17 protein-coding genes and 1 pseudogene are annotated in these 22695 nt (G+C 68.9%); 8 read left to right on the forward strand and 10 right to left on the reverse strand.

Annotated elements, in window-relative coordinates; translation table 11 throughout:
• The first annotated feature begins 5 nt into the window (after positions 1-5).
• Both AB0M82_RS27625 and AB0M82_RS27630 read left to right on the forward strand, forming a co-directional pair.
• Positions 6-269, forward strand: a complete 264-nt coding sequence (locus tag AB0M82_RS27625; RefSeq protein WP_364727572.1) for a hypothetical protein — start codon at positions 6-8, stop codon at positions 267-269.
• Entirely contained in the window at positions 269-583 is a 315-nt protein-coding gene (locus AB0M82_RS27630) for a hypothetical protein (protein WP_364727574.1), read from the forward strand. Before AB0M82_RS27625 ends, AB0M82_RS27630 begins: the two co-directional genes overlap by 1 nt.
• 525 nt (positions 584-1108) lie before the next feature.
• Here AB0M82_RS27630 and AB0M82_RS27635 read toward each other — a convergent pair.
• On the reverse strand, positions 1109-3118 hold the full coding sequence (locus AB0M82_RS27635; protein ID WP_364727577.1) for a hypothetical protein: 2010 nt from the start codon (positions 3116-3118) through the stop codon (positions 1109-1111).
• 116 nt (positions 3119-3234) lie between these two features.
• Here AB0M82_RS27635 and AB0M82_RS27640 point away from each other — a divergent pair, with 116 nt between their 5' ends.
• Both AB0M82_RS27640 and AB0M82_RS27645 read left to right on the forward strand, forming a co-directional pair.
• On the forward strand, positions 3235-3651 hold the full coding sequence (locus AB0M82_RS27640) for an SEC-C domain-containing protein (RefSeq protein ID WP_364727579.1): 417 nt from the start codon (positions 3235-3237) through the stop codon (positions 3649-3651).
• A gap of 23 nt (positions 3652-3674) precedes the next feature.
• A complete protein-coding gene (locus AB0M82_RS27645) occupies positions 3675-4145 on the forward strand; it encodes a UPF0158 family protein (RefSeq protein ID WP_364727581.1) in 471 nt (156 codons plus the stop codon).
• A gap of 30 nt (positions 4146-4175) precedes the next feature.
• Here AB0M82_RS27645 and AB0M82_RS27650 read toward each other — a convergent pair whose 3' ends face one another.
• The 3 genes from AB0M82_RS27650 to AB0M82_RS27660 all read right to left on the reverse strand — a co-directional run bounded on the left by AB0M82_RS27650 (position 4176) and on the right by AB0M82_RS27660 (position 9868).
• Positions 4176-7496 carry an SNF2-related protein gene (locus AB0M82_RS27650; RefSeq protein ID WP_364727583.1) on the reverse strand — a complete coding sequence of 1107 codons (3321 nt, stop codon included), beginning with the start codon at positions 7494-7496 and terminating at the stop codon, positions 4176-4178.
• A 135-nt stretch (positions 7497-7631) separates the two neighbouring features.
• A complete protein-coding gene (locus AB0M82_RS27655) occupies positions 7632-7775 on the reverse strand; it encodes a hypothetical protein (protein ID WP_364727586.1) in 144 nt (47 codons plus the stop codon).
• A 2-nt stretch (positions 7776-7777) separates the two neighbouring features.
• Positions 7778-9868, reverse strand: coding sequence for an SEC-C domain-containing protein (locus AB0M82_RS27660; RefSeq protein WP_364727589.1), 2091 nt, complete (start codon positions 9866-9868; stop codon positions 7778-7780).
• 101 nt (positions 9869-9969) lie between these two features.
• Between AB0M82_RS27660 and AB0M82_RS27665 the strand changes: the two genes are divergently transcribed.
• Positions 9970-11280 carry a helicase-associated domain-containing protein gene (locus AB0M82_RS27665; RefSeq protein ID WP_364727591.1) on the forward strand — a complete coding sequence of 437 codons (1311 nt, stop codon included), beginning with the start codon at positions 9970-9972 and terminating at the stop codon, positions 11278-11280.
• A 115-nt stretch (positions 11281-11395) separates the two neighbouring features.
• Here AB0M82_RS27665 and AB0M82_RS27670 read toward each other — a convergent pair whose 3' ends face one another.
• Positions 11396-12664 carry an MFS transporter gene (locus tag AB0M82_RS27670; protein WP_364727594.1) on the reverse strand — a complete coding sequence of 423 codons (1269 nt, stop codon included), beginning with the start codon at positions 12662-12664 and terminating at the stop codon, positions 11396-11398.
• A gap of 71 nt (positions 12665-12735) precedes the next feature.
• Here AB0M82_RS27670 and AB0M82_RS27675 point away from each other — a divergent pair, with 71 nt between their 5' ends.
• Together AB0M82_RS27675 and AB0M82_RS27680 are read left to right on the forward strand one after the other, a co-directional pair.
• Positions 12736-13617 carry a LysR family transcriptional regulator gene (locus AB0M82_RS27675; protein WP_364727597.1) on the forward strand — a complete coding sequence of 294 codons (882 nt, stop codon included), beginning with the start codon at positions 12736-12738 and terminating at the stop codon, positions 13615-13617.
• A gap of 101 nt (positions 13618-13718) precedes the next feature.
• Positions 13719-16955, forward strand: coding sequence for a GH92 family glycosyl hydrolase (locus AB0M82_RS27680; protein WP_364727600.1), 3237 nt, complete (start codon positions 13719-13721; stop codon positions 16953-16955).
• Positions 16956-17642: 687 nt separating this feature from the next.
• On the opposite strand, the gene AB0M82_RS27685 is transcribed toward AB0M82_RS27680, so the two are convergent.
• From AB0M82_RS27685 to AB0M82_RS27700, 4 genes are all read right to left on the reverse strand, one after another.
• Positions 17643-18191 (reverse strand): DUF4231 domain-containing protein, encoded by a 549-nt coding sequence (locus AB0M82_RS27685; protein ID WP_364727603.1) that lies wholly within the window; start codon positions 18189-18191, stop codon positions 17643-17645.
• A 40-nt stretch (positions 18192-18231) separates the two neighbouring features.
• On the reverse strand, positions 18232-19290 hold the full coding sequence (locus tag AB0M82_RS27690; RefSeq protein ID WP_364727623.1) for a glycosyltransferase: 1059 nt from the start codon (positions 19288-19290) through the stop codon (positions 18232-18234).
• Positions 19291-19415: 125 nt separating this feature from the next.
• Positions 19416-20897, reverse strand: a complete 1482-nt coding sequence (locus tag AB0M82_RS27695; protein WP_364727605.1) for a serine/threonine-protein kinase — start codon at positions 20895-20897, stop codon at positions 19416-19418.
• A 138-nt stretch (positions 20898-21035) separates the two neighbouring features.
• Positions 21036-21836 carry an inositol monophosphatase family protein gene (locus AB0M82_RS27700; protein WP_364727607.1) on the reverse strand — a complete coding sequence of 267 codons (801 nt, stop codon included), beginning with the start codon at positions 21834-21836 and terminating at the stop codon, positions 21036-21038.
• Between the two features lie 27 nt (positions 21837-21863).
• On the opposite strand from AB0M82_RS27700, the gene AB0M82_RS27705 reads away from it, so the two are divergent.
• On the forward strand, positions 21864-22568 hold the full coding sequence (locus AB0M82_RS27705) for a creatininase family protein (RefSeq protein WP_364727610.1): 705 nt from the start codon (positions 21864-21866) through the stop codon (positions 22566-22568).
• Positions 22569-22602: 34 nt separating this feature from the next.
• On the opposite strand, the pseudogene AB0M82_RS27710 reads toward AB0M82_RS27705, so the two are convergent.
• A pseudogene (locus AB0M82_RS27710) lies at positions 22603-22692 on the reverse strand (hypothetical protein); the annotation flags it as partial.
• Between the last annotated feature and the right edge of the window lie 3 nt (positions 22693-22695).

Below are 22695 nucleotides of genomic sequence, written 5' to 3' on the forward strand. Positions count from 1 at the left end.
ACGCAATGCCTGACCATCAGCGATCGCTCACCTCGCTGGAGATCATCGAACGGCGATTCAACGAGTTGTCCGCGCAGCCAACCTCGCTATCACTCGACGGACGCGTCATCGGCTTCGGCCTCCCCCGACCGCCGATCCCCCTGGACGAACTCCGGATCACGCTCCTGAAGCGCCAGACCAGCAACCAGGTGAAGAACGCCGTCTGGAGCGAGGTCGTGCGACGCGCACAGGAACAGGCGACCCCTGGGCCACCGCGGCACTCGGGTTGATGATGCCGGGCCTGAAGAAGGTTGCCGGCAGCATCGCCCGCAACTTCCGCGGCGACATCGCCGACTTCGACGCCGAGATCGTCGAAGGATTTCTCCAGGCACTGAACTCACTGGACCCCGGCAAGCCGATGCTCTACTCGTCCCTGCGGTTCATGGCCCTCCGCTACGGACTGGAAGCTCGCGGCAAGGAAGACCGAATCAACGAAACACTCCTCCACCTACGACGAGAGCACCTTCGTCAGGTACCGGGCACGGGCGACCGGACATCCGGACCTCGTCCTGGCGCAAGCCGTCAAGGACGACACCCTGACTGAAGACGAAGCCAGCCTAATTGGACGGGTACGGCTCGACGGCGAGGGCGCCGCATCCGTCGCCAACGAACGCGGGGTCTCCTCCTACCAGTTCCGACAACAGCTGTCACGGGCCGAGCGACGACTGACAGAGTCCCTCACTCGCCATTCCGCCGCAGCATGAACCCCTGGTGGTGTCGGCGGCCAAGTCTGGCCGCCGACACCACCAGCGACGAAATCTCCTCAGTCTAAGCGCATGGCGCCGCATGATCATGCGAGTGCGCTGTCGCATCAACCAGTCGGTCCTGAGACCGCTGACGTGAAGTCGACTCGCAGCGGTGCTGTCGAGTAGACCTGGAGGCGACCCCAGTCGCCAAAGATTTCGTTGTGATCATCGTGTCGCCGGACGCTGTCGATGTTGCCGAAATCTTGCCGCCGGCGGCGAGGCTGTAGGTCTGGGACAGCCGCAGACCCATTCAGTCTTCGTTGTGTCAGCGATGGTCAGCACGGCGTCCGCGTAGCAGCGCGCCTAACTGAGATCCGCTGGGCTCAGCGGCGGCGTTTCTTGCCCTTGCCCTTCGTGCTCCGGGACCGGGCCAGCCCGCCCAGCGGATGCACCTTACGGCCCGGCCCGAACTCCTCGAACATCTCCGCCAGCTCCGCGAGCCCCACCCGGTCCGGATGCCCCGATTCGAGGATCGCTTCGTGCAGATCCGCGAATTCGGCGCCAGGCAGTGCGCTCAGCATCTGCGACGCTCCTTCCGGCCCGGCCGTCTCCAGCAGGACGAGGAACTGCTCGGTCATGCCGAGCAGGCGTTCGCGGTCATCGACTTCGTGGAGGTCCAGTTCACCGCTGTCGATCAGTACGCGTGTCGCGATCGGCCCGAGGGCCGGGTCGGTGCGCAGGTCGCGCAGTAGCGCGTCGCCGTCCGGGAGGGAATTGACGAGGACCTCGAGCATGCCCGACGCCCGCGTGCGGAACGGGCTTTGGCGGACGGCGTCCAGCAAGAGGGGCAGGCCGGCCTCCCGGCCACCGTGCGCGGCCAGCCAGCCGGAGATCTCGGCCACGGCTGTCTCCGGGGCGTAATGGTCCGCCAGCATGCTCAGCATGGGAGCCGGAGCGGCGTTGACGAGATCCCCCACCAGCGGCGCGACCCGGCCCTCCCGCAGCAGCCGCGCGCGGACCGCTCTGGTGGCCAGAGGTGTGAGGGAGGCCAGGTCCAGAGAAGGGGCCTCGAGCGCGACTCGCAGACGGTCCTGCACGTCGGGTGGAAGCTCGGGGTTCTCCGGTACCAGATCCAGGGTGTACATCGGGTCGGCCGGTCCCGTGGTCAGCTCGACCGCGCCGAATTCGGCCAGCTTGGTGAGCAACCGGCGAAACTCGGCGGCGAGCCCATCCCGCCAGACCGGCTCGATCGATGGTTCGAGATCGAGGTAGAAGCGTTCGACACAGGCCATCCACACGCTTTCGGCGAGCCGGACCACGGGCATCGGCTCCGGCATGCCGTAGATCGTGTTGAGCACGTCCGGCAGAACGATGTCGAGGCTCTCGTCGAGCAGTTGCGCGTAGCCGGGTACCCAGCTGCTCGGCCTGACCAGCAGGCCCGGCTCGGGGAGCGCGTCCAATGCCGCCGTCCACAAGGCGAGGGCGTTCTTCACCAGCGGCGCCGCCTTCGCCACGCGCACCAGCCTGCCCTTGACCACGCGCACGATCCGGGTGCGCTTGGCGAGTTCGAACACGATGGCGAGGTGGGGCAGGTCGGCGCTACTGCGGACTTCGCCGCCGGCTCCTCGTTCGAGCACGTCGCCGGTGTCCAGCAGCGACACCAGGTCACGGGCGTCGGCGAGTTTCAGGTTGCCGGTGCCGGTCAACGCACGGCCGTCGCCCACCCACTCGACGAGCTTCCGCAACTGCCTCACGATCGACGAGCTTTCGGCGGCTTCCGCGAGCTTGGAGTCCGGCGGCAGCGAAACCGCCGGCTGCCGAAATGCCCGTCCGGTCTGCTCGGTGAACTGCCGGGCGACGAGTTCGTCCAGGAGTCCGGCGTCGTAACTGTGCCGCCCCTCGTGAACCTCGGCGAGGAACGCGTTCAACGCGTCCGGGTCCGAACGGTCCACCCCGTTCCGGGCAGCGGCCATCACCCAGTACTTGCTGACGCCGAAATTGCGTTCGTCGGCCATCGCGGCCGGAAATTCGGCCGTCGCCTTCGTGACTGCGTCCTCGAGCTCCGCCAGTGGCTCGCCCATCGGGTCGGTCAGCCCGGTCTCGTGCAGGTACCGGAGGAACATCCGTAGCGTTTCGGGCACGAGAGCGGCCTCGTCGGCGGTGGCCGAGAGCGTGCGCGGCACATACGACAGCAGGAAGTCCCGGACCACCGCGCCAGTCCAATAGCCCAGCCGCCCGTCGACCGACGTGTGCCGGAACTGGAGTGCCGAGATCACGGAATACGAGTCGATCTCACGGCCCTGGGCGGCGGCCCAAGCGGCGAAGCGTCGGAGCAGGAGGTCCTCACCCGCTTCGTAACCCTCGTGGTCGTCAAGGTCGTAGTGAGTACGCACTCCGGTTTCTCCTCATGTCGCCTACTGGCAAGGTAGTGACGGGGGATCGGACCCGCCGCGGTCGGGTCTTCGGGTTCGCATCGCCTATGCTCCTGCGCGTGGCAACGAGGAGCAGCGTGAACTGGAGCCCGGCCGGAGCCGACGGCGAATACCAATATTCCGCGACGATCCTGGCGGTCTTCTGGCCGGAAGCTGAACACGCGAAGTTGATCGCGCGGTGGCCGCACCTGATCGATCAGGCCGGCACGAGCTGGGAGGACCATCGCAAGAAGGTCGAGCGGCTCTGCGTGTTCGCGGTGGACGAAGGGCACACTGTCAGTCAGACGCCCGCGGACATGGCCGGGTTCGAGGAATTCCTCAAGGACAAGCGAGTCGAGAAGCCGTCGCCGGATGACCTTCGCTCCTACCCTGACCTGAGGACCGACCCCCCGCTGGTCACCTGGCCTCCCATGCGTACGGCGCCGTGCTGGTGCGGTTCCGGGCGGAAGTACAAGCAGTGCTGCCGGCCCTACGGCTTGGGCACGACGGACTGAGCGCCCGCGGATAAGCTGTGCGCATGCTCGGCTTGGACAAGTTCGACCTCGCAGAGATCGCGGTGGCCCTGGAAGACCAGACCGACTACGAGCACTTCCACCTGGTCGACCCTCGGACGGGTGAGATGGGGTACTGGACCCGGGACGCCGGGATCGACGGTAAGCAGCCGGTCGACCTCGACGAGCTGGACCTGATCCCGATCCAGCCACTGCCGTCCTACGTCTGGTACGAGGACATGGCCGACTTCGCGGACGGCATCAGCGACGAGCGAGCCGGCCGACGGTTTGAGAGGGCGATCCGCGGCAGGGGCGCCTTCCGTCGCTTCAAGGACGAGTTGCACGAGGAGTACCCGGAACTTCTCGAGTCTTGGTACAAGTTCCGGGACACCCGCGCGCAACGTCGCGCCGTCGAATGGCTCGCCGACAATGCGCTCGTCGACCGCGACACCGCCGGCCGATTCCTCGCCGAGCACCCCGATCCAGACCTTCCCTGAACGCAACACACGTTGAGCGGTCGCCGACACTCAACCGAACAGGCCGCGGATGTCCTCAGCGTCCAGACTTCCGCCGAAGGCGTTGCCCTCGTCCATGACCCCGGCGAACAGTGCGGCCTTGCGGGCTTTGAGCTCCATCACCTTCTCTTCGATGGTGCCCTTGGCGATCAGCCGGTAGACCATGACGTTGCGGGTCTGGCCGATCCGGTGCGTCCGGTCGATGGCCTGGGCCTCGGTCGCCGGGTTCCACCACGGGTCGAGGAGGAAGCAGTAGTCGGCCTCGGTGAGGTTGAGCCCGAAGCCGCCCGCCTTGAGGCTGATCAGGAACACCGGCGCGGTGCCGCTCGTGAACTTCTTCACCACCGCGGCGCGGTTCCGGGTCTTGCCGTCGAGGTAGCAGTATTCGACGCCGGCATCCTCCAGGTTTCGGCGCACGATGTCCAGGAAGCCGGTGAACTGGCTGAATACCAGGGCACGATGCCCGCCGTCGACGACGTCCCGCATCTGTTCGAGCAGAGCGTCGATCTTCGCACTGGGGAGATTGCCGTGGTTTTCGTCGATCAGTCCGGGGTGGAGGCTGAGCTGGCGCAGCAAGGTCAGCGAACGCAGGATGGTGAAGCGGTTCCGGTTCAGGTCGTCGATCAGGCCGAGCACTTTCTGCCGCTCACGCTGCAGGTGAGTCTGGTAGATCTTGCGGTGCCGCGGTGCGAGGTCGACTTCGAGCACCTGTTCCTGCTTGGCCGGCAGATCCGCGGCGACCTGTTCTTTGGTGCGGCGTTTGACCAGCGGCTTGATCCGCCTGCGGAACTGGGCGAGCAGGTCGGCATCATCCTGCTTTTCGATGGGGCGGGCGTAGTACTCCGCGAATCGGGCCGGATTGGGGAACAGCCCGGGCGCGGTGATCGACAGCAGCGACCACAGCTCCATCAGGTTGTTCTCCATGGGCGTTCCGGTGATGGCGAGCTTGAACGGTGTCGCGAGCCGGCGCGCGCACTGGTAGATCTTCGACTGGTGGTTCTTGGCGAACTGGGCTTCGTCCATGATCAGGCCCGACCAGGACAGCTCGGCGTACTCGTCGAAGTCGAGCCGGAAGAGCGTGTGTGAGGTGACGACGACGTCGGCGCCCGCGACCGTCTCCGCCAGGGTGCTTCCGCGCCGCCGCATGGTGTCGCCGACCGTCACTACGGACAGCTCGGGCGCGAACCGGGCGGACTCGGCTGCCCAGTTCGAGACCACGCTGGTCGGGGCGATGATGACAAAGGGAGCCAATGTCGGGTCGGCCCGCTTCGCGTGACAGATCAGTGCGAGGGACTGCAGGGTCTTGCCCAGGCCCATGTCGTCGGCGAGGATGCCGCCGAGCTGGAACTTCCAGAGGAATGCCAGCCATTGGAAGCCTTCCAGCTGATACGGGCGCAGCTGCGCGTCGAGGGTTGCTGGTGGCTCTGCCGTATCGTTCCCGTCGATCGAGCGCAGGGCGGTCAACTGGCGTTGCCAGGCCGCGGCCTGGCGGCCGACGACCCCGAGCGCGGCCAGCTCGTCCCAGAGGCCGACCTGGTAGCGGCTGATCCGCAGGGTGTCGCCGCCCCAGTCCTGCAGCGCGCGGGCTTCCTCGATCAGTTGACGCAGTGTCTGCAGTTCCGGCTTTTCGAGGGAGAAGTACGCACCATCGTCGAGCAACAGGTACGACTGGCCGGTGGCCAGTGCCGCGAAAACCAAGGTGAACGGGACGTCCCTGCCCTCGACGCTGATCGTGATGCCGAGGTCGAACCAGTCCGTCTCGCCCGCGATGTCCTCGGTCGAAATGCTGACGGACAGCGAGTCGCCTGCCTCGCGATAGTCGGCGGGGTTGCCACTGACCTCGACCGCGACGTCGGGCAGGTCGGTCAGCAGGGGCAGCAGTTCGGTGGTGAATCGCATCGTGTCGATGCCTCGGAGAACACCGCCCGGCGCCGATTCGATCCGGTCCGGTTCGCCGGGCGAGACCTGCTCCAGGCCGAACTGCTCCGCCGGGAAGTCGAGTCCGGCGAGAATGGCGCGTTCCCGCTCGGGGTCGCGGAAGCCGTCCTCCGGCCGGGCCGGCGTGAGTGGCGCTCGTACCTGGGACTCGCCGACCTCGTACGCCCACTCCCAGCCGAGCTCCAGCGCGTGACCGTCGTGATAGGACGCGTGCAGCGTCAACGTCGGAGCGGAGATCGCCGGTGGCACAAAGGTTTCGTCGGAAGAGACAACCGGGGCGATATGCCGCAGTCGCGGGTAGTACTCGTCGCGGAAACGGGACGTCTGGCCGGCCGGGATCTTCAGGCGCTCCCCGGCCAGGATCATGCGTTGCAGCTGGGGCGCGGCGGGGGTCACCAGCCGGGCGAGCCGGATCTTCCAGCGGCTGGGGTCACCACCTGCCTCGACGTCCGCCCGCTCGGTGTACACGAGGCCGTGGCCAGTCGCGCCGAGAAACCGCACCGGGACGACGTCGGTGTTCCCCGCCGCGGTCAGTTTCGGGGCCACCGTGAGCGATCCGGGCCGGGTGTCTTCGGTGACGTCCAGGCACAGCTCAGCGGTGTCGTACGGGGACAGGTCGCCGAGCGCTTTCTTCGCTTGTACCAGACGAATTCCGACAGCTTCCGCTTCGTCGAGGATCGGCCAGAGCCGGCTGCTCTGGTAGTCGGACAGGTCGATCGACTTCACGTCCGAGTAGTAGTAGCCCGAGTTCCGATCGTGCGACCGGTAGACCGCGTAAAGCTCCGTGAGCACCCGTAACTGGGCGGCGTGGTAGCCCTGGTATGTCAGCGTACCCAGCTTGCTCCAGCTCAGGCCGCCGCCGACCCAGCCCGCCCGGCCCGGCTGCACCAGCCGGGCGGACAGCGTCGGCGTGCGTGCGTCCGATGACAGCGACAGCTCGATCGCCAGCGGAATGGTCTCCCGGCGGTGCGACGCTCCGGCAGGAGGCGATTCGAACAGCGCTCCGAGAGACTGCTCCCAGCTCGACGGCTTCGCCGGACGGCGAGCCTTGGTCGCCGGGGCCTGCAGCCGGGCAGGCCTGGCCTGCGGCTGGTCGGGCAGGATGGTCGCCAGTATCAGTGCCGCGACGTGTTTGCAGTTGAAGCCGATCGGGCAGCTGCATTCGCCGTGCTCGAACCCGTAGGGCAACCCGTCGACGGACTCGAAGTAGGCCGACGTCTCGTAGATCTCGCCCCTGCCCAGCACCTTGCCGTGCAGCGCGTTGTCCCGGGAACTCCATCGGCTGCGGAGGACGGCGTTCCGTCGCGCGTAGTCAAGGCCCCGGGCGTAGAAAGTGCTGCCCACCACTGCTTCGAGCTCCTCGGGGTCGACATCGAGCGTGGTGACTTTCTCCATGAGGGACAAGGTATCTGCCGGAGCCGGCAAGATTCGGCCGACATGCCTACTGGAGACCGAGGGCCGCGCGAAGGCGGTCGGGGTCCATGGCGCCGGGCTGGCCGTGGGCGGCTGGGAAGGAGTCCAACAGCCGGATCAGGTCGTCTCGACGGGTGGGAGCTGCGGCGGCCTCTCGAGGAGTGCGGGTTGGCGGGACTCGCTCACGACCGTGAGCTTCGGGTCGAGCGTGCTGAGCACGGCGAGCACGCGGTCGACGCGGGCTTCGCTGTTGGTGTGCACCGTCAGGTCGTGGCCGTCGAGGTGGAGGGTGGCCCGGATGCGGTTCGTGCCGTTGGTGGTGACGTATTCGTGCCATCTGTCGCCGTCGCGGTCGTCCTTCGCATCAGCGGGTCGCCCTCGGTGTTTTGCAACTCCGGTGGTGCGAAGCGCCTGGTCAAGAAGGAAATCAAGGCGATCGGATCGGGAGAGGCGTCCAGGAGCGCGATGAGCTCGTCGCGCTCGTGCAGCGCGACCGGTTCGATGCCGCCGAAGATCTGCTCTGTCTCGCCCGCCGGCACGACGCGGGCGCAGATCAACGTGCCTGTCTTGAGCACTCGGCTCGCTATCCGCTCACTCACCTGGTGGACGTCGCCCGTGCGCACGTCACGGAGCGTGCAGCCCTCGCCGAAACGGACCTGCTCGATCTCGTACACCGACCGCTCGACCAGCAGCCACTGCTCGGCCAGCAGCCGCTCGTCTTCCGGCAGCAGGGCACCACGGGTGGCGACGAAGTCGGCGAACGCGCCGCCCTCGAACAGGACCGCGTCCGCGCACAGCGGGTCGTCCAAGGCCTCGATCAGGGCGTACGGATTGTCGGTCGAGAACTGGGCTCGCGCTTGCGCGGCCGCCATCACCGCGCCGCGCCATGGACCGTCACCCAGGAACAGTCCCGCCTTCTGGTACAGCCACGACGCACGTTCGTCCAGTGTCAGCTCTTCTCGATTGAGGTGGCATTTCTTGTACTTGCGGCCGGACCCGCACCAGCACGGGTCGTTGCGGCCGATATCGGTACGGGGCTCGACCTGGAATCGCTCGAAGAGTTCGACCAGAACGTCGTCAGGCGGCACGTCGGCACGGCGCAGCAAGGCGAGCCCTCGGGCGGCGTCGCCGCGATCACCCGCGAAGCGGGCAAGTTCGTACAGCGCCGGCGACCACCGCGGGTCCGACGACTCGGCGGCCTCGTACGCGGCTTCGGCACCGGCCACGTCGCCCAGCCGCTCGTAGGCCTTGCCTCGCAGCCACCGCAACGCCGGCCGTGCCTCGCGTGGTGCCTTCGGCTCGAGTGACTCGGCGAACGTCGCCAGCGCCGCCGCGGCCTGCGGGTCGGCGGGCATCTCGCCGAGGACAGCCTCGGCGACCGGCGCATCGACCAGGAGCGACACGGCCGCGCCGAACCCAGCAGCCACGACGTCGTCGTCGAGAATGTCCGGCGCGCCGGCCGATTCATGCGACGCGACCGCTCTCTCGTACTGCGTGAGGATCATCAGGACCGCGAGCGCCGACTCGTCGTCGAGGCCGTACCGCTGCGCGATGGTCTTTTGACGCACGCCCGCCCGCCACCGCCGGAAATCGAACCCCGCCGGGGCCAGCCATTCGTCGTCGTACTCCAGCCCGCAGGCAGCCAGTACCTCACGCACCGGAGGAAGCGGCTCGCTGAACAACGTCGCATCGCTCGCGCATACCGCCAACATCGCCAGGTAAAGCTCCAACGGTCCATCGGGACTGTCGGCGAGCTCGTCGTTCAGCGCGTGGCCCAAGGCCGCCACCCGATCCGGATGGATCGCTTGGTCGACCTCCAGCAGCAACCCATCCGCGGTGATCCGCAACGCGACGACGTCGCCGGCGGACAGACCCCGTCCGCGGAGATAACCGGGCGGGAGCAACAGAGTCCCGGAAGGGCCGACCAACTCTGGCGGGACACCTCGCTCGGCCAGGGTCTCGACATCGAATTGCGGAGACGCCGGAACCAGCGGTGATCCGTCGACCATGCGCTGATGCCCGGCGTACTGGACCAACGTCCCGACCAGGGTCAGATCCGGTTCCGGCTCGAGGAAGTCGTGCTCGACCTCGGGCGCGGTCAACCGGTGCGTGAACACCCGGCCGGCCAGCAGTGCGGGCACAGACGCCCACCTGCCGTCGACGAGCACCGTCAGCAACCCCTCGCCGTCGTCCAACGCCCCCACCAAGGCGTCTTCCGGATCATCGTCCAGAGCCACACCGCCGTCGAGCAGGACGGAAACGAGCAGGTCCTCGGCCATCGGTCCGCGTTCGGCCAGCACAGCGGCGATCACGTCGACGAGCGGCGAGTATGCGGTGAGGGAGGTATCAGCCACGGGCGGATACGGTACCCACCCGGACGCCTCTGGGCACTTCAGGACCCACAGCGAGTGGCAAGATAGCCTGGACTTGCCGTGAGTGAGGACATCCAGTACAGGTGGAAACCTTGGACGACGAAGAAGAACGCTGGCTGCTGCTGACCGAGCTCGAAGCCGTGACGAACCTCCGCACAATGCTCGAGCTGTGCGCGGGAGGCAAGCTGAAGGTCAGCGAGAGGACCTCACTTCCTGCGGCGGCCACAGTGGACACGATCACAGAACACCTGGTCAACGCCGATTTCTACGCCGATGACGCGATCGCCGCGTTCGCCTGGCCACTGCTGCTCCAGGCCGGCGGGCTCGCGAAGGTGGAGAGCGGCAAGCTGCGGTTGACGCCGAAGGGTCGTGCCGCGCTGGCCGCGCCGGGGCCGGACACCATCCGCCTGCTGTGGCAGCGCTGGCTGACCCATGCGGTGATCGACGAGTTCAGCCGCGTCGAGCAGATCAAGGGTCAGCGGTCGGCCAATGTGCTGACCGCGGCCACGCCCCGGCGGCAGATGGTCGCGAAAGCACTGGCCAAGTGCCCGCCGGGTGAATGGCTCGACGTGGACGCCCTGTTCATGAAGATGCGCCGGGGCCGCCTGAGTCCGACAATCGCGCGTTCCGAGCGTGCGTTGTGGAAGTTGTACCTCGAGGATCCGGAGTACGGCAGCCTCGGCTACGACGGCTTCGGCGAGTGGGAACTGCTCGAAGGCCGCTACACCCTCGCCGTCCTCTTCGAGTACGCGGGCACGCTCGGGTTGATCGACCTCGACTACGTTCACCCGGCCGGGGCACGTGACGACTTCCGCGACAACTGGGGCGGCGACGATATCGACGCCTTGAGCCGCTACGACGGTCTTGTCGCGATCCGCCTGAACGCGCTCGGCGCCTATGTTCTCGGCCTGACCGATACGTACGAGCCACCGGCCGCCGAGGTGCCGGACGTCCGCCCGCTCAAGGTGCTGCCGAATCTCGACGTCGTCGCCACGACACGGCTCTCCGCTGCCGATCGGCTCACGCTGTCCGCCTTCGCCGAGCAGACCGCCGACCAGGTCTGGACCGTCTCCGCGACCAGTCTCCTGTCCGGTGTCGACGCCGGACGTGACCTGGACGAGTTCACACAGTTCCTCGGCGAACGCAGCGAACACGAACTGCCCGGCGCGCTGACCACCTTGGTCTCCGACGTCCGGCGCCGGATCGGTCAGCTCACCGATCTCGGTCACGTTCGGCTGATCGAGTGCGCCGACGCCGCCACGGCCGCGCTCATCGCGCACGATCGACGTCTTCGAACGCTCTGCCGGCTGATCGGCGACCGGCACCTCGCCGTTCCCCAGGATCAGGAGCTGAAGTTCCGCAAAGCCCTGCTGCGTCTCGGCTACGTCCTCTAAAGGCCAGACCGGTTGAAGCGCTCCATCAGGCTTGGCTTGCGACGGTGGGCCGACGCTTGGCCTCAATCAGCGCGCCGACCTCGCGCCACGCGTTTCCTCGTCCGCGGCCAGTCCTTCAGGATCTGGGCGCGAGGTTCGCGGCCGCCTTGCGTGGCTCCAGGCCGGCTGTCGCGGCCCCGATCAGCAGCACCACGGCGGCAGCCGCCAACGCGAACGCCGCCGACGTGCCCGACACGAGCACACCGAGCAGGGCCACGCCCAGGACGGCGCCCGTCTGACGCGCGGCGTTCAACGCTCCCCCGGCGACGCCCGCCAGTTCTGGTGGGGCCGAACCGACCACCGCGGTCAGCAGCGACGGGATCGCCAGGGAAACCCCGAAACCCAGCAGCGCCAGCCCGAGCATCGAGACCACCACCGGCGGCGAGAACGCCTGGACCAGCGTGCCCGCGGACATCAGCAGAAAGCCGGAAACCGCCGGGACCCGGGGGCCGATCCGCGCGACCAGGCGGCCGGTGATGATGGGGTTGAACGCCGTCGGGATCGTCAGCGGGAGAAACGCCAACCCCGTCGACGACGGTGGGTAGCCCCGGGTTTCCTGGAAGTACAACGACAGCACGAACAGGACACCCGACAGCCCGAAGTTCACGATCGCGCCCGACAGCAGGCCCCAGGAGAGAAGGCGCGACGGGAGCATCGCATCGGGACGGCGCTGCGACGCCACGAACACCACGGCCGCGACCGCGGCCACCGGCAGCACCCAGGGAACGCCTTGGACCAGGGCGTATGTCAATGTCGACAAAGCGACCACCGCGGCGACCTGGCCGAGCACGTCGGCACGACGCGGCTTGGGTGGGGTAGCCGGCGCCGAGCGGGCCAGCGCCAGGGCGACCACGGCCACCGGGACGTTCACCACGAAGATCGCCCGCCAGCCGAACGCCTCCGTCAGCACGCCGCCGAGCAGGGGGCCCGCCACCAGGCCCGTTCCGCTCACCGCCGCCCACACCCCCATCGCTTTCGCCCGCGCCGAAGCGACCGGGTAGGCCGCCGCGATCAGGGACAACGACGAAGGCACCAGCAACGCTCCGGCGACGCCCAGCAAGGCCCGAAGGGCGATCAGCATCGGCGTGGAGAAAGCCAGCGCCGACAGCAGCGAAAGGCCCGCGAACGAAACCAGCCCGGCGAAGAACACCCGGCGAGCGCCGAAACGGTCGGACCACGCGCCCGCCGTCAAGAGGAACGCCGCGAACGTCAGGGTGTAGCCGTTGGAAATCCACTGCTGGTCCGGCAACGAAGACGACAGGGACGGCAGCGCCACCGTCACGATCGTCGTGTCCAGCATGACCAGGAAGTAGCCGAGGGAGAGGCCCGTCAGAAGTCTTGTCACACCGGAAACCCTGGACGCTGGGTGACAGCGACGGAAGCAGGGAGTTACGATGGCCGGTATCGGGAACACCGATGGGGGCCCTCATGGAACTGCGCCACCTGCGCACCTTCCGCGTCGTCGCGCGGACGCTCAACTTCACCCGCGCCGCCGCCGAGCTGCACTACGCCCAATCCAGCGTCACCGAGCAAATCCAGGCGCTGGAAGCGGAACTGGGGTCGAAGCTCTTCGACCGCACCGCCCGGCGGCTCACGCTCACCGCGGCCGGGGAACGGCTCGTCGGTTACGCCGGCCAAGTGCTCTCGCTCGTCGAAGAAGCGAAGGCCGCCGTCGACGGCGAACGCGGTGAACCCGACGGCAACCTCACCATCGGAGCGCTCGAAACCCTGTGCGCGCACTGGGTTCCCCCGATCTTCAGCGCCTACCGGGCCCGATGGCCGCGGGTGCGGCTGAGCCTCGAGGAAGGCGGCCGCGGCGAGCTGTACCGCGCCGTGAAACAGTCCGAAATGGACGTTTGCTTCACCTTCGGCGCCGCGCCGGACGATCCCGCGTTCGCCAGTGCGACGCTCGGCGAAGAGCGGCTCGTCGTCATCGCTCCGCCGGGACATCCGTTGGCGGACAAGGAAGAGATCCGGCCCGGCGATCTCCGCGGCGTCGGCTTCCTCGCCACTCCGCGTGGGTGCGGTTTCCGGGAGATGCTGGACCGGATCGACGGGCCCGTCATCGAGGCCGAGGTCGGGAGTCTCGCCGCCCTGGGGCGGTGCGTGGCCGCCGGGATGGGCTGCGGGATCGTGCCCGCCATCGTCGAGCACCGCGGCGCGGTCGCCGTTCCCCTCGCCGGGGAGACGGCCGAGGTCACCATGACCTGGCGGCGGCGCGACGAGAACAAGCCGAGCATCGCCGCGCTGCTCGCCACCGCCTCCGCAATGCCCGAGAGGGACATGACAACGGCTTGACCTGGTTGCCGCCTTCTCAAACGGCCGCCGAGGTGAGAGGCTGCTGACCGATCCGGTCCCCGATCCACTTCTGACAACGTTGTCATCTGGGAGGAGCACCCATGGGGTCGCAAAGCAGACGGCTGGTCGCGGCCGCGGCGGTCGGGCTCGTGGTCGCCGCCACGACCCAGGCCACCGCGCACGCCGCCGCGCCGGTCGACCCGGTTTCCCTGGTCAACCCGTTCGTCGGCACGCAGAACTTCGGCAACACGTTCCCCGGCGCGAGCGCGCCGTTCGGGATGGTGCAGGTCAGCCCGGACACCGGCGGGCAGGGCGGGTACGACTACCTGCAGAACGCGATCTACGGCTTCAGCCAGACGCACCTGTCCGGCGTCGGCTGCGGCGTGATGGGCGAGCTGCCGATCATGCCGACCACCGGGGCCGTGGACAACGTTGACAAGAACGCCTACCGGTCCGAGTACCGCCACGACGACGAGCACGCCGAACCCGGCTACTACCGCGTCGGCCTGAAGAAGTACGGCATCGACGCCGAGCTGACGGCGACCGCGCGCACCGGCTGGCAGCGCTACACGTTCCCGTCGACCGGCGCCGCGAACGTCCTGTTCAACACCGGCCAGGCGAACCAGTCCGTCAAGGACTCCGAAATCCACGTCGTCGGCGACCGGACCCTCGAAGGCCGCGTCCGCGCCGGCGGGTTCTGCGCCGGGCACGACGAGCACACCGTCTACTTCACCGTCACCTTCGACCGGCCGTTCAGCTCGTTCGGCACCTGGCGCGGTTCGACGCGCAGCGCGGGCAGCCGCGACGCCGCGGGCACCGGGAACAACGGCGCCTGGGCGAGCTTCGACGCGAGCACCGACCACGACGTCGTGCTCAAGGTCGGCCTGTCCTACACCGGGCTCGACGGCGCCCGGAAGAACCTGGCGGCGGAGACGTCCGGCTACGACTTCGACGCCACCCGCGCCGCGCTGCACCAGCAGTGGGCCGACCGGCTCGGCGCGATCAAGATCGCCGGCGGCACCACCGAGCGGCAGACGGCGTTCTACACCGCGCTCTACCACGCGCAGCTGCACCCGAACCTGGCCGGCGACACCGACGGCGCGTACACCGGCTTCGACGGCAAGGTGCACACCGCGAGCGGCTACACGCCGTACCAGAACTTCTCGCTGTGGGACACCTACCGGCCGCAGAACCAGCTGCTGGAAATGCTCGAACCGCAGGCCGCGCGAGACGTCGCGTTGTCGGTCGTGGCGACCGGCCGTGACGGCGGGTGGCTGCCACGCTGGGCGCTGGCGGAGAGCGAAACCAACATCATGACCGGCGACCCGGTGACGCCGTTCCTCGTCGAAGCGTGGTCGAAGGGCCTGCTCGCCGGGCACGAAGAAGAGGCGTACGCCCTGCTCAAGAAGAACGCGACGAGCACGCCGCCCGCCGATTCGCCGTACAACGGCCGCTCCGGCGTCGGCTACTACAACGACCGCGGCTACCTGCCCAGTGGTCTGGAACTCGGCAAGGACTGCGCGGCCAAGGGCGGCGACAACGACTGCGAGCACCCGGCGTCCGCGACCATGGAGTACTCGGCGGCCGACGCGGCGCTCGCGCTGATGGCTCGCGGGCTCGGGCACCAGGCCGACGCGCGGATGTTCGCCGACCGCGGCCAGTGGTACCGCAACTTGTGGGATTCCTCGATCCGGCAGTTCCGGCCACGCACCACCGAGGGCACCTTCCTCACGCCGTACAACCCGGTCGACGCCGGCCACCAGTTCCACGAAGGCGGCGCCTACCAGTACCAGTGGCTCGTGCCGCAGGACCCGGCCGGGCTCGTCTCGCTGATGGGCGGCAAGCCGGCGACGGAGCAGCGGCTCGACTCCTTCTTCGCGTACGACAACCTTTTGAAGGACCCGGCGGGCACCGCGCGGAAGGACTGGATCGCCAGCCCGTACGACTACTACGGCAAGCCGACGTACAACCCGAACAACGAGCCTGACCTGCTCGCGCCGTACATGTACCTGTGGGCGGGCGCGCCGGCCAAGACCGCGACCGTCGTCCGCGCGGCGATGACGCTGTTCACCACCGGCCCCGACGGCATGACCGGCAACGACGATCTCGGCACGATGTCGGCCTGGTACGTCTTCTCGTCGCTCGGGCTGTACCCGACGATGAGCGGCGCGAACTTCCTCGCGCTGTCGAGCCCGCAGTTCGAGTCGGCGACCGTCCGGATCGGACAGTACGGCTCGGCGCAGGGCGGGACGCTCACGGTGTCGGCGCCGGGTGCGAGTGACACGAACCGGTACGTCCAGAGCGTGTCGCTCAACGGCCGCGGGGTCCGGCAAACCTCGCTGGACTGGTCGTCGCTGGCCCACGGCGGGACCCTCGCCCACAAGCTGGGTTCGAAGCCCTCTTCGTGGGGAACTGCCAGTGAGCCGCCGTCGGTGAACAACGCTCTTGGCGACCCGCGGCGGCATGTCGACGCGTCGCTGCGGCAGACGTCGGTCGTGATCCCCGCGGGCGCGGCTCAGCAGGTGCACCTCGACCTGGACGTCCTCGCGCAGAACCCGGCGCTGCAGCCGGTGACGATCTCCGCGACCACGCCTTCGGGGTGGAAGGCGCAGGTCCAGCCGATCCAGCTGATCTGGTCGGGGCGGTCGCCGTCGCAGAAGACGGTGCCGATCACGGTGACCGTGCCGGCGGGCACGGCGCTCGGGAAGTATCCGGTACAGGTCAAGGTGGCCGGGCTGGGCGCGAACACGGTGACGAGGTCGGTGACGGTCGAGGTCCGGACGCCCAGCGCGTGCGTTTCGGCCGGCGCGCAGTGCGCGGTCGACCTGGGCCGCGACCGCGACCACGACGGCACGGCCACAGTGGCGGCATCGTCGGAGGGCGATTTCGACGGCGGCGGCTGGAGCTACGACGCGGCGTTGCTGCCCCCGGCCGGACCGGTGGTCTGGGACGGCGTCACCTACGCGGCACCGGACGCTTCGGGCACCGCGGCGAACTTCGTCGAGGCACGCGGACAGTCGCTCCTGCTCCCGGCCGGGCAGCACACGGCGATGCGGCTGGTCGGAGCGTCGCACAACGGACCGGTGTCGACGACGCTGACCGCGCACTACACGGACGGCACCAGCACCGACCTCGCGGCGACGTTCGGCGACTGGGCGGGGCCGGGTAGTCCGGTCGTGCTCGAGATGCCGCACCGGATCAAGGCGGGCAGCGGCGTGGACGGGCCGCCGGTCCGGCTGTTCGGAATCTCGGCCGCGCTCGACGGCGGGAAGACGCTGCAGTCGGTCAGCCTGCCGGATGACCCGCGAGTGGAGATCTACGCGCTCACCCTGGCGTGACTACATCGAGTACGCGTCTGCTACCCCACTCGTGGCCTTCGCCAACACACGAGGTGGCACCCTGATCCTCGGCCTGGACTAGGGAGCGGAGTTCGCCGCGACCGGCCTCTCCGATCCGGCGAAGATGTCGTCCGACCTGGCCGCCATGTGTGCTGCCGACCTCGAACCTCCGGTCCGGCCGCACATCGGCATTCACGACTTCGAAGGCACGAGGGTCCTGGTCGCCGAGATCCCGGAGCTGCCACCGAACCGCAAGCCTTGCTTCAGCCGCGGCGCCGGCATGACCCAAGGCAGCTTCGTCCGGGTCGGGGACGGGGACCGCAGGCTCACCAGCACGGGTCGAGCTGGCGGCAGCCACCGGTCTCACCGACCAGACCGTGGCGCACTGGCTTCGCATCCTCCGAAGCGAGGGCCTCGTGGAAGCGACGGAAGAGAATGTGCGGAACCCGGCCACCCGGTATCGCCGGACCGGCAAGATCGCGCTGGGCGAAGGCGGCGCACCGTGAAATCACGGCCGGGTGTCAGCACCGCGACCCCGAACGGCTCACCGCGGTACCAGGCCGCCGCGAGGCCCAAGCTCATGACCGCGCTCATCTGGCGGTCGAGGAGTTCGCGCTGCTCGGGCTCGGTGGGTTCGTCGACCTCCGGGGCGTCGCGGAGGGTGACGCGGGCGGCGAAAGGAATTGGTCAAGGCGTGGAGCGGATCTCCGGCTGCGGCGGGCGGTCGTGTCTGCGGAACTCGAGCCATCTGCGGCTCGAGTCAGCCCAGACGACCTGGTGCCGATGAAAGAACTCATCGAGCCGCTCGCGGCTCAACTCAGCTGTCGGTGTCGTCACGATGTAGTAGTCCACTTCGTCACGTAGCTGGTTCAGCTGATATCGCGTTTCCTCCATCAGCACCCAGCGCGAGCGCCAGTTGAAGAACGTTTCCAGCCCACCGAGCACAGTAACCAGCGCGACCATGGGCAGCGCGAGGGAAGCGCGAGCGGGAATCTCCTGGATCCCGAGCACCACGGTTGAGGCCGCGGTGAGCACCAGCGCCGCTACCCGGACGATCGACGCGCGGCGACGAAACCTTTTCTTGCGAGTGTTACACCAGTCCATCGCGTTCACGACAAGGTCGCGGAACCCGAGAAGTGATTCCCGTAGCGGCCGGTCCGCCTCACGGCCGGCGATCTCGAGCAAGCCTCGATCGAACTCGAGCAGGTGGTTGGTCCCCGACCGCTTGAACGACATGGCGCCAGGTTCGTGGAATCTCAGCACCCGGGCAAGGCCGTCAGGCGACGATGCGAGGCTCGGACGCCAGCCTCGACAGCGCCTGGGTGAGCCGGCGCGCGGCGACTTCCCACTCCTCCAGCGCGCTGCCCCGGCCCAGCGCCGCGGTGCGCAGTGACCGCCGCAGCTCGGGGTCGGCGTACCAGCGGTGCAGCGCGTCGGCCAGGGCGAACGCGTCGTTCGGCTCGACCAGCACGCCGGGCATTTCGCCGTCGGCGTCGACGCCGAGTGCGTCGTAGACTCCGCCGACCTCGGTGGCCAGCACCGGGATGCCCCGGGCCAGCGCCTGCGCGACGAACATGCCGGACGTCGCCGCGCGCGCCGGGATGACCAGCAGGTCCGCGGCGTTGTAGGCGGCGCCGAGGTCGACCGCGTCGCCGGCGAGCGTGATCCGGCCGCCGAGGCCGAGCCGCTCGATCGACCAGCCGAGCTCGTCGACGTACCCCGGGTCCGCCTCCAGCGAGCCGACGAAGACGCAGGACAGTGCCAGGTGGTCGACCTCGCCGAGGGCCTGGACCAGCAGGTCGTGGCCGTTGCGGCGGGTGACGTCGCCGACGCACAGCAGCCGGGACACCCCGTCGGCGCCGGCCGCGAGCGGCGCCGCGTCGGTGCCGGGCTTGGCGACGTAGACGCGGCCGGGGTCGAGGTCGTGGCGGTCGATCAGCAGCCGGGCGAGCCACGGGCTGGTCGCGACGACCATACCGGCCATCCGCAGCGTTTCGCGCTCGCACGCGTCCAGCTCCGCGGCGTGCGCCGGGTCGAGGCCGGGTTCGTCGGCGAGGGCCTGGTGCACCAGCACGGCCAGGCGCAACCGCCGCGCGTGCGGGACGACGATCTCGGGCACACCCGAGGCGATCACGCCGTCGAGCAGCACCACGGTCCGGTCGGGCAGCGCGGCGAGGGATCTCGCCAGCCGCCGTCGCGCCGTCGCGTCGGGCTCCGGCCACTCGCCGGCGATCGGCAGCTCCAGCACCGGCTGGCCGACGGCGGGCAGGTTCTGGCACATCCGCTTGTCGTAGGTGTCGCTGCCCGGCGGGGCCGCCGGGAGGATGAACACCATCGGGTCGGCGGGCCTCATCGCACGCGCCGGAGCAGGTCGGCTTCGGAAACGGACACGGCTACCTCCAGCGTGGATCGACGGCGGTGACGGCTCATACGTCAACACGCGGCCGGAGGCGAGTCGGTTCAGCCCTGCGCGTCAATCATCCAAACGCCGTTCACCTGGACCATGGTGAAGGTGTCGGTCTCGGGCTTGCCACCGTCGTAGAGAACACGCGCCGTGACCCGGCCGGGCCCGATCTCCTTCACTCCGTCGGCAGTCACCGACTTGTACCGCCCCCAGAAGCTCTTGTACGACTCGTACGTCTGGCTGCGGGACGCCTTGAAGTGGGGCGTGAGCAGATTCCACGCCGCCACCGTGTTGTTCGGGAGCAACCGGTAGTAGGCCTCGAGCGCGGCGGCCGCGGTCGTCGTCGCGGACACCGGCGAGACCGGCGGCGAGGTCACCGGGGCCGAAGCCGACGGGGCGCTGGACGAGGAGGACGGCGGCGACGTCGGGGTCGGCGACGGGGTCACCGAAGCCGAAGCCGAAGCCGACGGAGCCGGCGAGGGCAGCGCACCGGCGTTGTCCTGCGGAGCTTTCTGCCGCACGACCAGCAGGATCGCGACGACGACCGCGACGCACAGCAGCGCCGCGCCCGCCCCGACGGCGATCAGGCCCTTGCGCGCGCCCGGCGACACCGCGGTGACCTCCCCGACCGGGGGCACGGCGACCGTGGCCGGCACGGTCGGCACCGCAGCGGGTTCGGTTTCCGGGAGCGTCGCCGCGAGCACCGACTCCCCCGGCTCGTCGTCCGGGAGCAACGCGCGCAGCTCCTGCTCGACCTCGTCCATCGACGGACGGTCGGCCGGCTCGGAGGCCAGCATCCGCAGCAGCAGCGGTGTCAGCCTGCCCGCCTTGACCGGTGGTTCGATCTCTCCGCTGGACGCCTTGTAGAGCAAGGCGATCGGGTTGTCCGCGGTGCCGTACGGCGGCTGTCCCTCGACGGCCGCGTACAGCGTGGCGCCGAGCGAGAAGACGTCCGCGGCGAAGCTGGCGTCCTCCCCACGGGCGACCTCGGGCGCGAGGTACGCGGGCGTGCCGGCGATCTCCCCGGTGGCGGTGAGCTTGACGTCACCGATCGCGCGGGAGATGCCGAAGTCGGTGATCTTCGCCGTGCCGTCCTCGGCGACCAGGATGTTGGCCGGCTTCACGTCGCGGTGCACGATCCCGACGCGGTGCGCGCCGGCCAGCGCCGAGCTGATCTGCGCGCCGACGCGGATGGCGTCGTCGACCGTGGCCGGCTCCTCGCCGAGCATGAAGGCCAAACTCTTCGACGGCAGGTATTCCATGATCAACCACGGCCGGTCCTCCTCTTCGAGGACGGCGAACACCGTGATCGCGTGGGAATGCTGCAGCCGCGCGGCGATCCGCGCTTCGCGCATGGCGCGGTTCTTCGCCTCTTCGGTGCGGTGCTCGTCGTGATCGTGCGGCAGCAGGAGTTCCTTGATCGCCACGGTGCGGTCGAGGCGTTCGTCCTGGGCCCGCCACACCGTGCCCATCGCGCCGCCGCCGATCGGCTCGAGCAGCCGGTACCGATCGCGGATCCGGCGACTTTCCACGAGCATCCACCATTCTCCGAAGTGGCCCACGAGATCCGGTCAGCTTGCCAGCGTGCGCGGCCGACCGGTACCAACGTAACCGAAAACCTTGCGCGGACAGCGCAAACGCGCGCTGTGGCGCCGCCCACGGTGTACCCGGGAATCCTAACGAACAACCCCGTACGCACGATCAAGTGCGTCCACAATCTCCTTGCGCAGCCCGGCGCCGACGGCGATCGTCGCCGAAGAACCGACCGTGTGCTCGCTGCCGTCGCGGTCGACGACGACGCCGCCGGCCTCGCGCACGAGCAGCACGCCGGCCATCGTGTCCCACGGTTTGTTGGCCAGGATCAGTGCGGCGTCGAGCTTTCCGTCCGCCACCCAGGCGAGGTCGATCGCCGCGCTGCCGTACATCCTGATCTTCTGCGCCCGCGCGCCGAGGTCCGACAGCAGCAGGAGCCGGGCGTGGTTCTTCTCGTCGGCGAGCTCCCCGATCGCGAAGTCGCCGACGGCGATCATCGCGTCCGACAGCTCCGTCGCGGCCGACGCGCCGATCCGCTCTCCGTCCGCGAAGGCACCTTCGCCGCGCGCGGCGGTGTACGTGACGCCGAGGTGCGGCAGTGCGATCGCGGCGACCGTGCTGTGCGCGCCGTCCACCAAAGCCAGGGAAATACCGCAGAGCGGAATTCCGCGGGCGAAGTTGGCGGTCCCGTCGATCGGGTCGAGGGCCCACCAGCGGCCGCCGCCGTCACCGCTGCGGCCGCGCTCCTCGCCGAGGACGCCGATCTCCGGCGTCTCGGCGGCGAGGAACTCCCGCAGCGCGTCCTCGACGGCCATGTCGACGTCGGTCACCAGGTCGCGATCGCCTTTCGCGGAAACGGAAAAACTCGGGCGCGACCTGACGATTTCCGTCGCCTTCGCCACGGCTTCGCGCGCGACGTCCAGTAGTGCGGCATGCTCGCTCATGGCACCAACCTAGTGAAGGGGCGCGCGATGACCGACCTGTTCCCGCTCGCGACGACCGACGACGAGCGGCAGCGGGCCGCGTCGGTGGCGGTCCTGCCGATCGGCAGCTTCGAACAGCACGGCGCGCACCTGCCGCTGGCGACCGACACGGTCATCGCGGCCACGATCGCGAAGGCCGTCGCGGACGCGTTCCCGGTGCTCCACCTGCCGCCGGTCACGATCTCGTGTTCGCACGAGCACGCGGGGTGGGCGGGCACGGTGAGCATCTCCGCGCGCACGCTGCACGCCGTGGTCACCGACGTCGCGGACTCCCTCAGCGCGTCCGGCGTCGATCGGCTCGTGCTGGTCAACGGGCACGGCGGCAACTACGTACTGTCCAATGTGGTCCAGGAAGCGGCCCGGCCGATGGCGCTGTTCCCCGGCGTCGCCGACTGGCAGGCGGCGCACACGGCGGCCGGGCTGCGGACGTCGCTGGACGACGACATGCACGCGGGCGAGCTGGAGACGTCGATCCTGCTGCACGCCCACCCGCACCTGGTCCGGCCGGGCTACGAGACGGCCGACCACGTCACCGACCGGGAACACCTGCTGACGCTGGGCCTGCGGGCGTACACGGAATCGGGAGTGGTCGGCCGTCCTTCGCTGGCCAGTGCGGCGAAGGGCCACGTCGTGCTGGACACGCTGGTCCAGCGCTTCGCCGGCGTCCTCGAGGTCCTGGTTCAAAGTCCGTGAATGTCGCATTGAGGGACTCTGAGTCCCTCAATGCCTCGACGGCCTGTGTCTGTGCCCACTCCAACGTCGATACGTAAGGCACGAGCGCATTGGCGCCGTCTCGGAAGGCGTCGGCCGCCTGGATCCA

The organism is Amycolatopsis sp. NPDC051128 (assembly GCF_040682715.1).
Lineage (GTDB): Bacteria > Actinomycetota > Actinomycetes > Mycobacteriales > Pseudonocardiaceae > Amycolatopsis.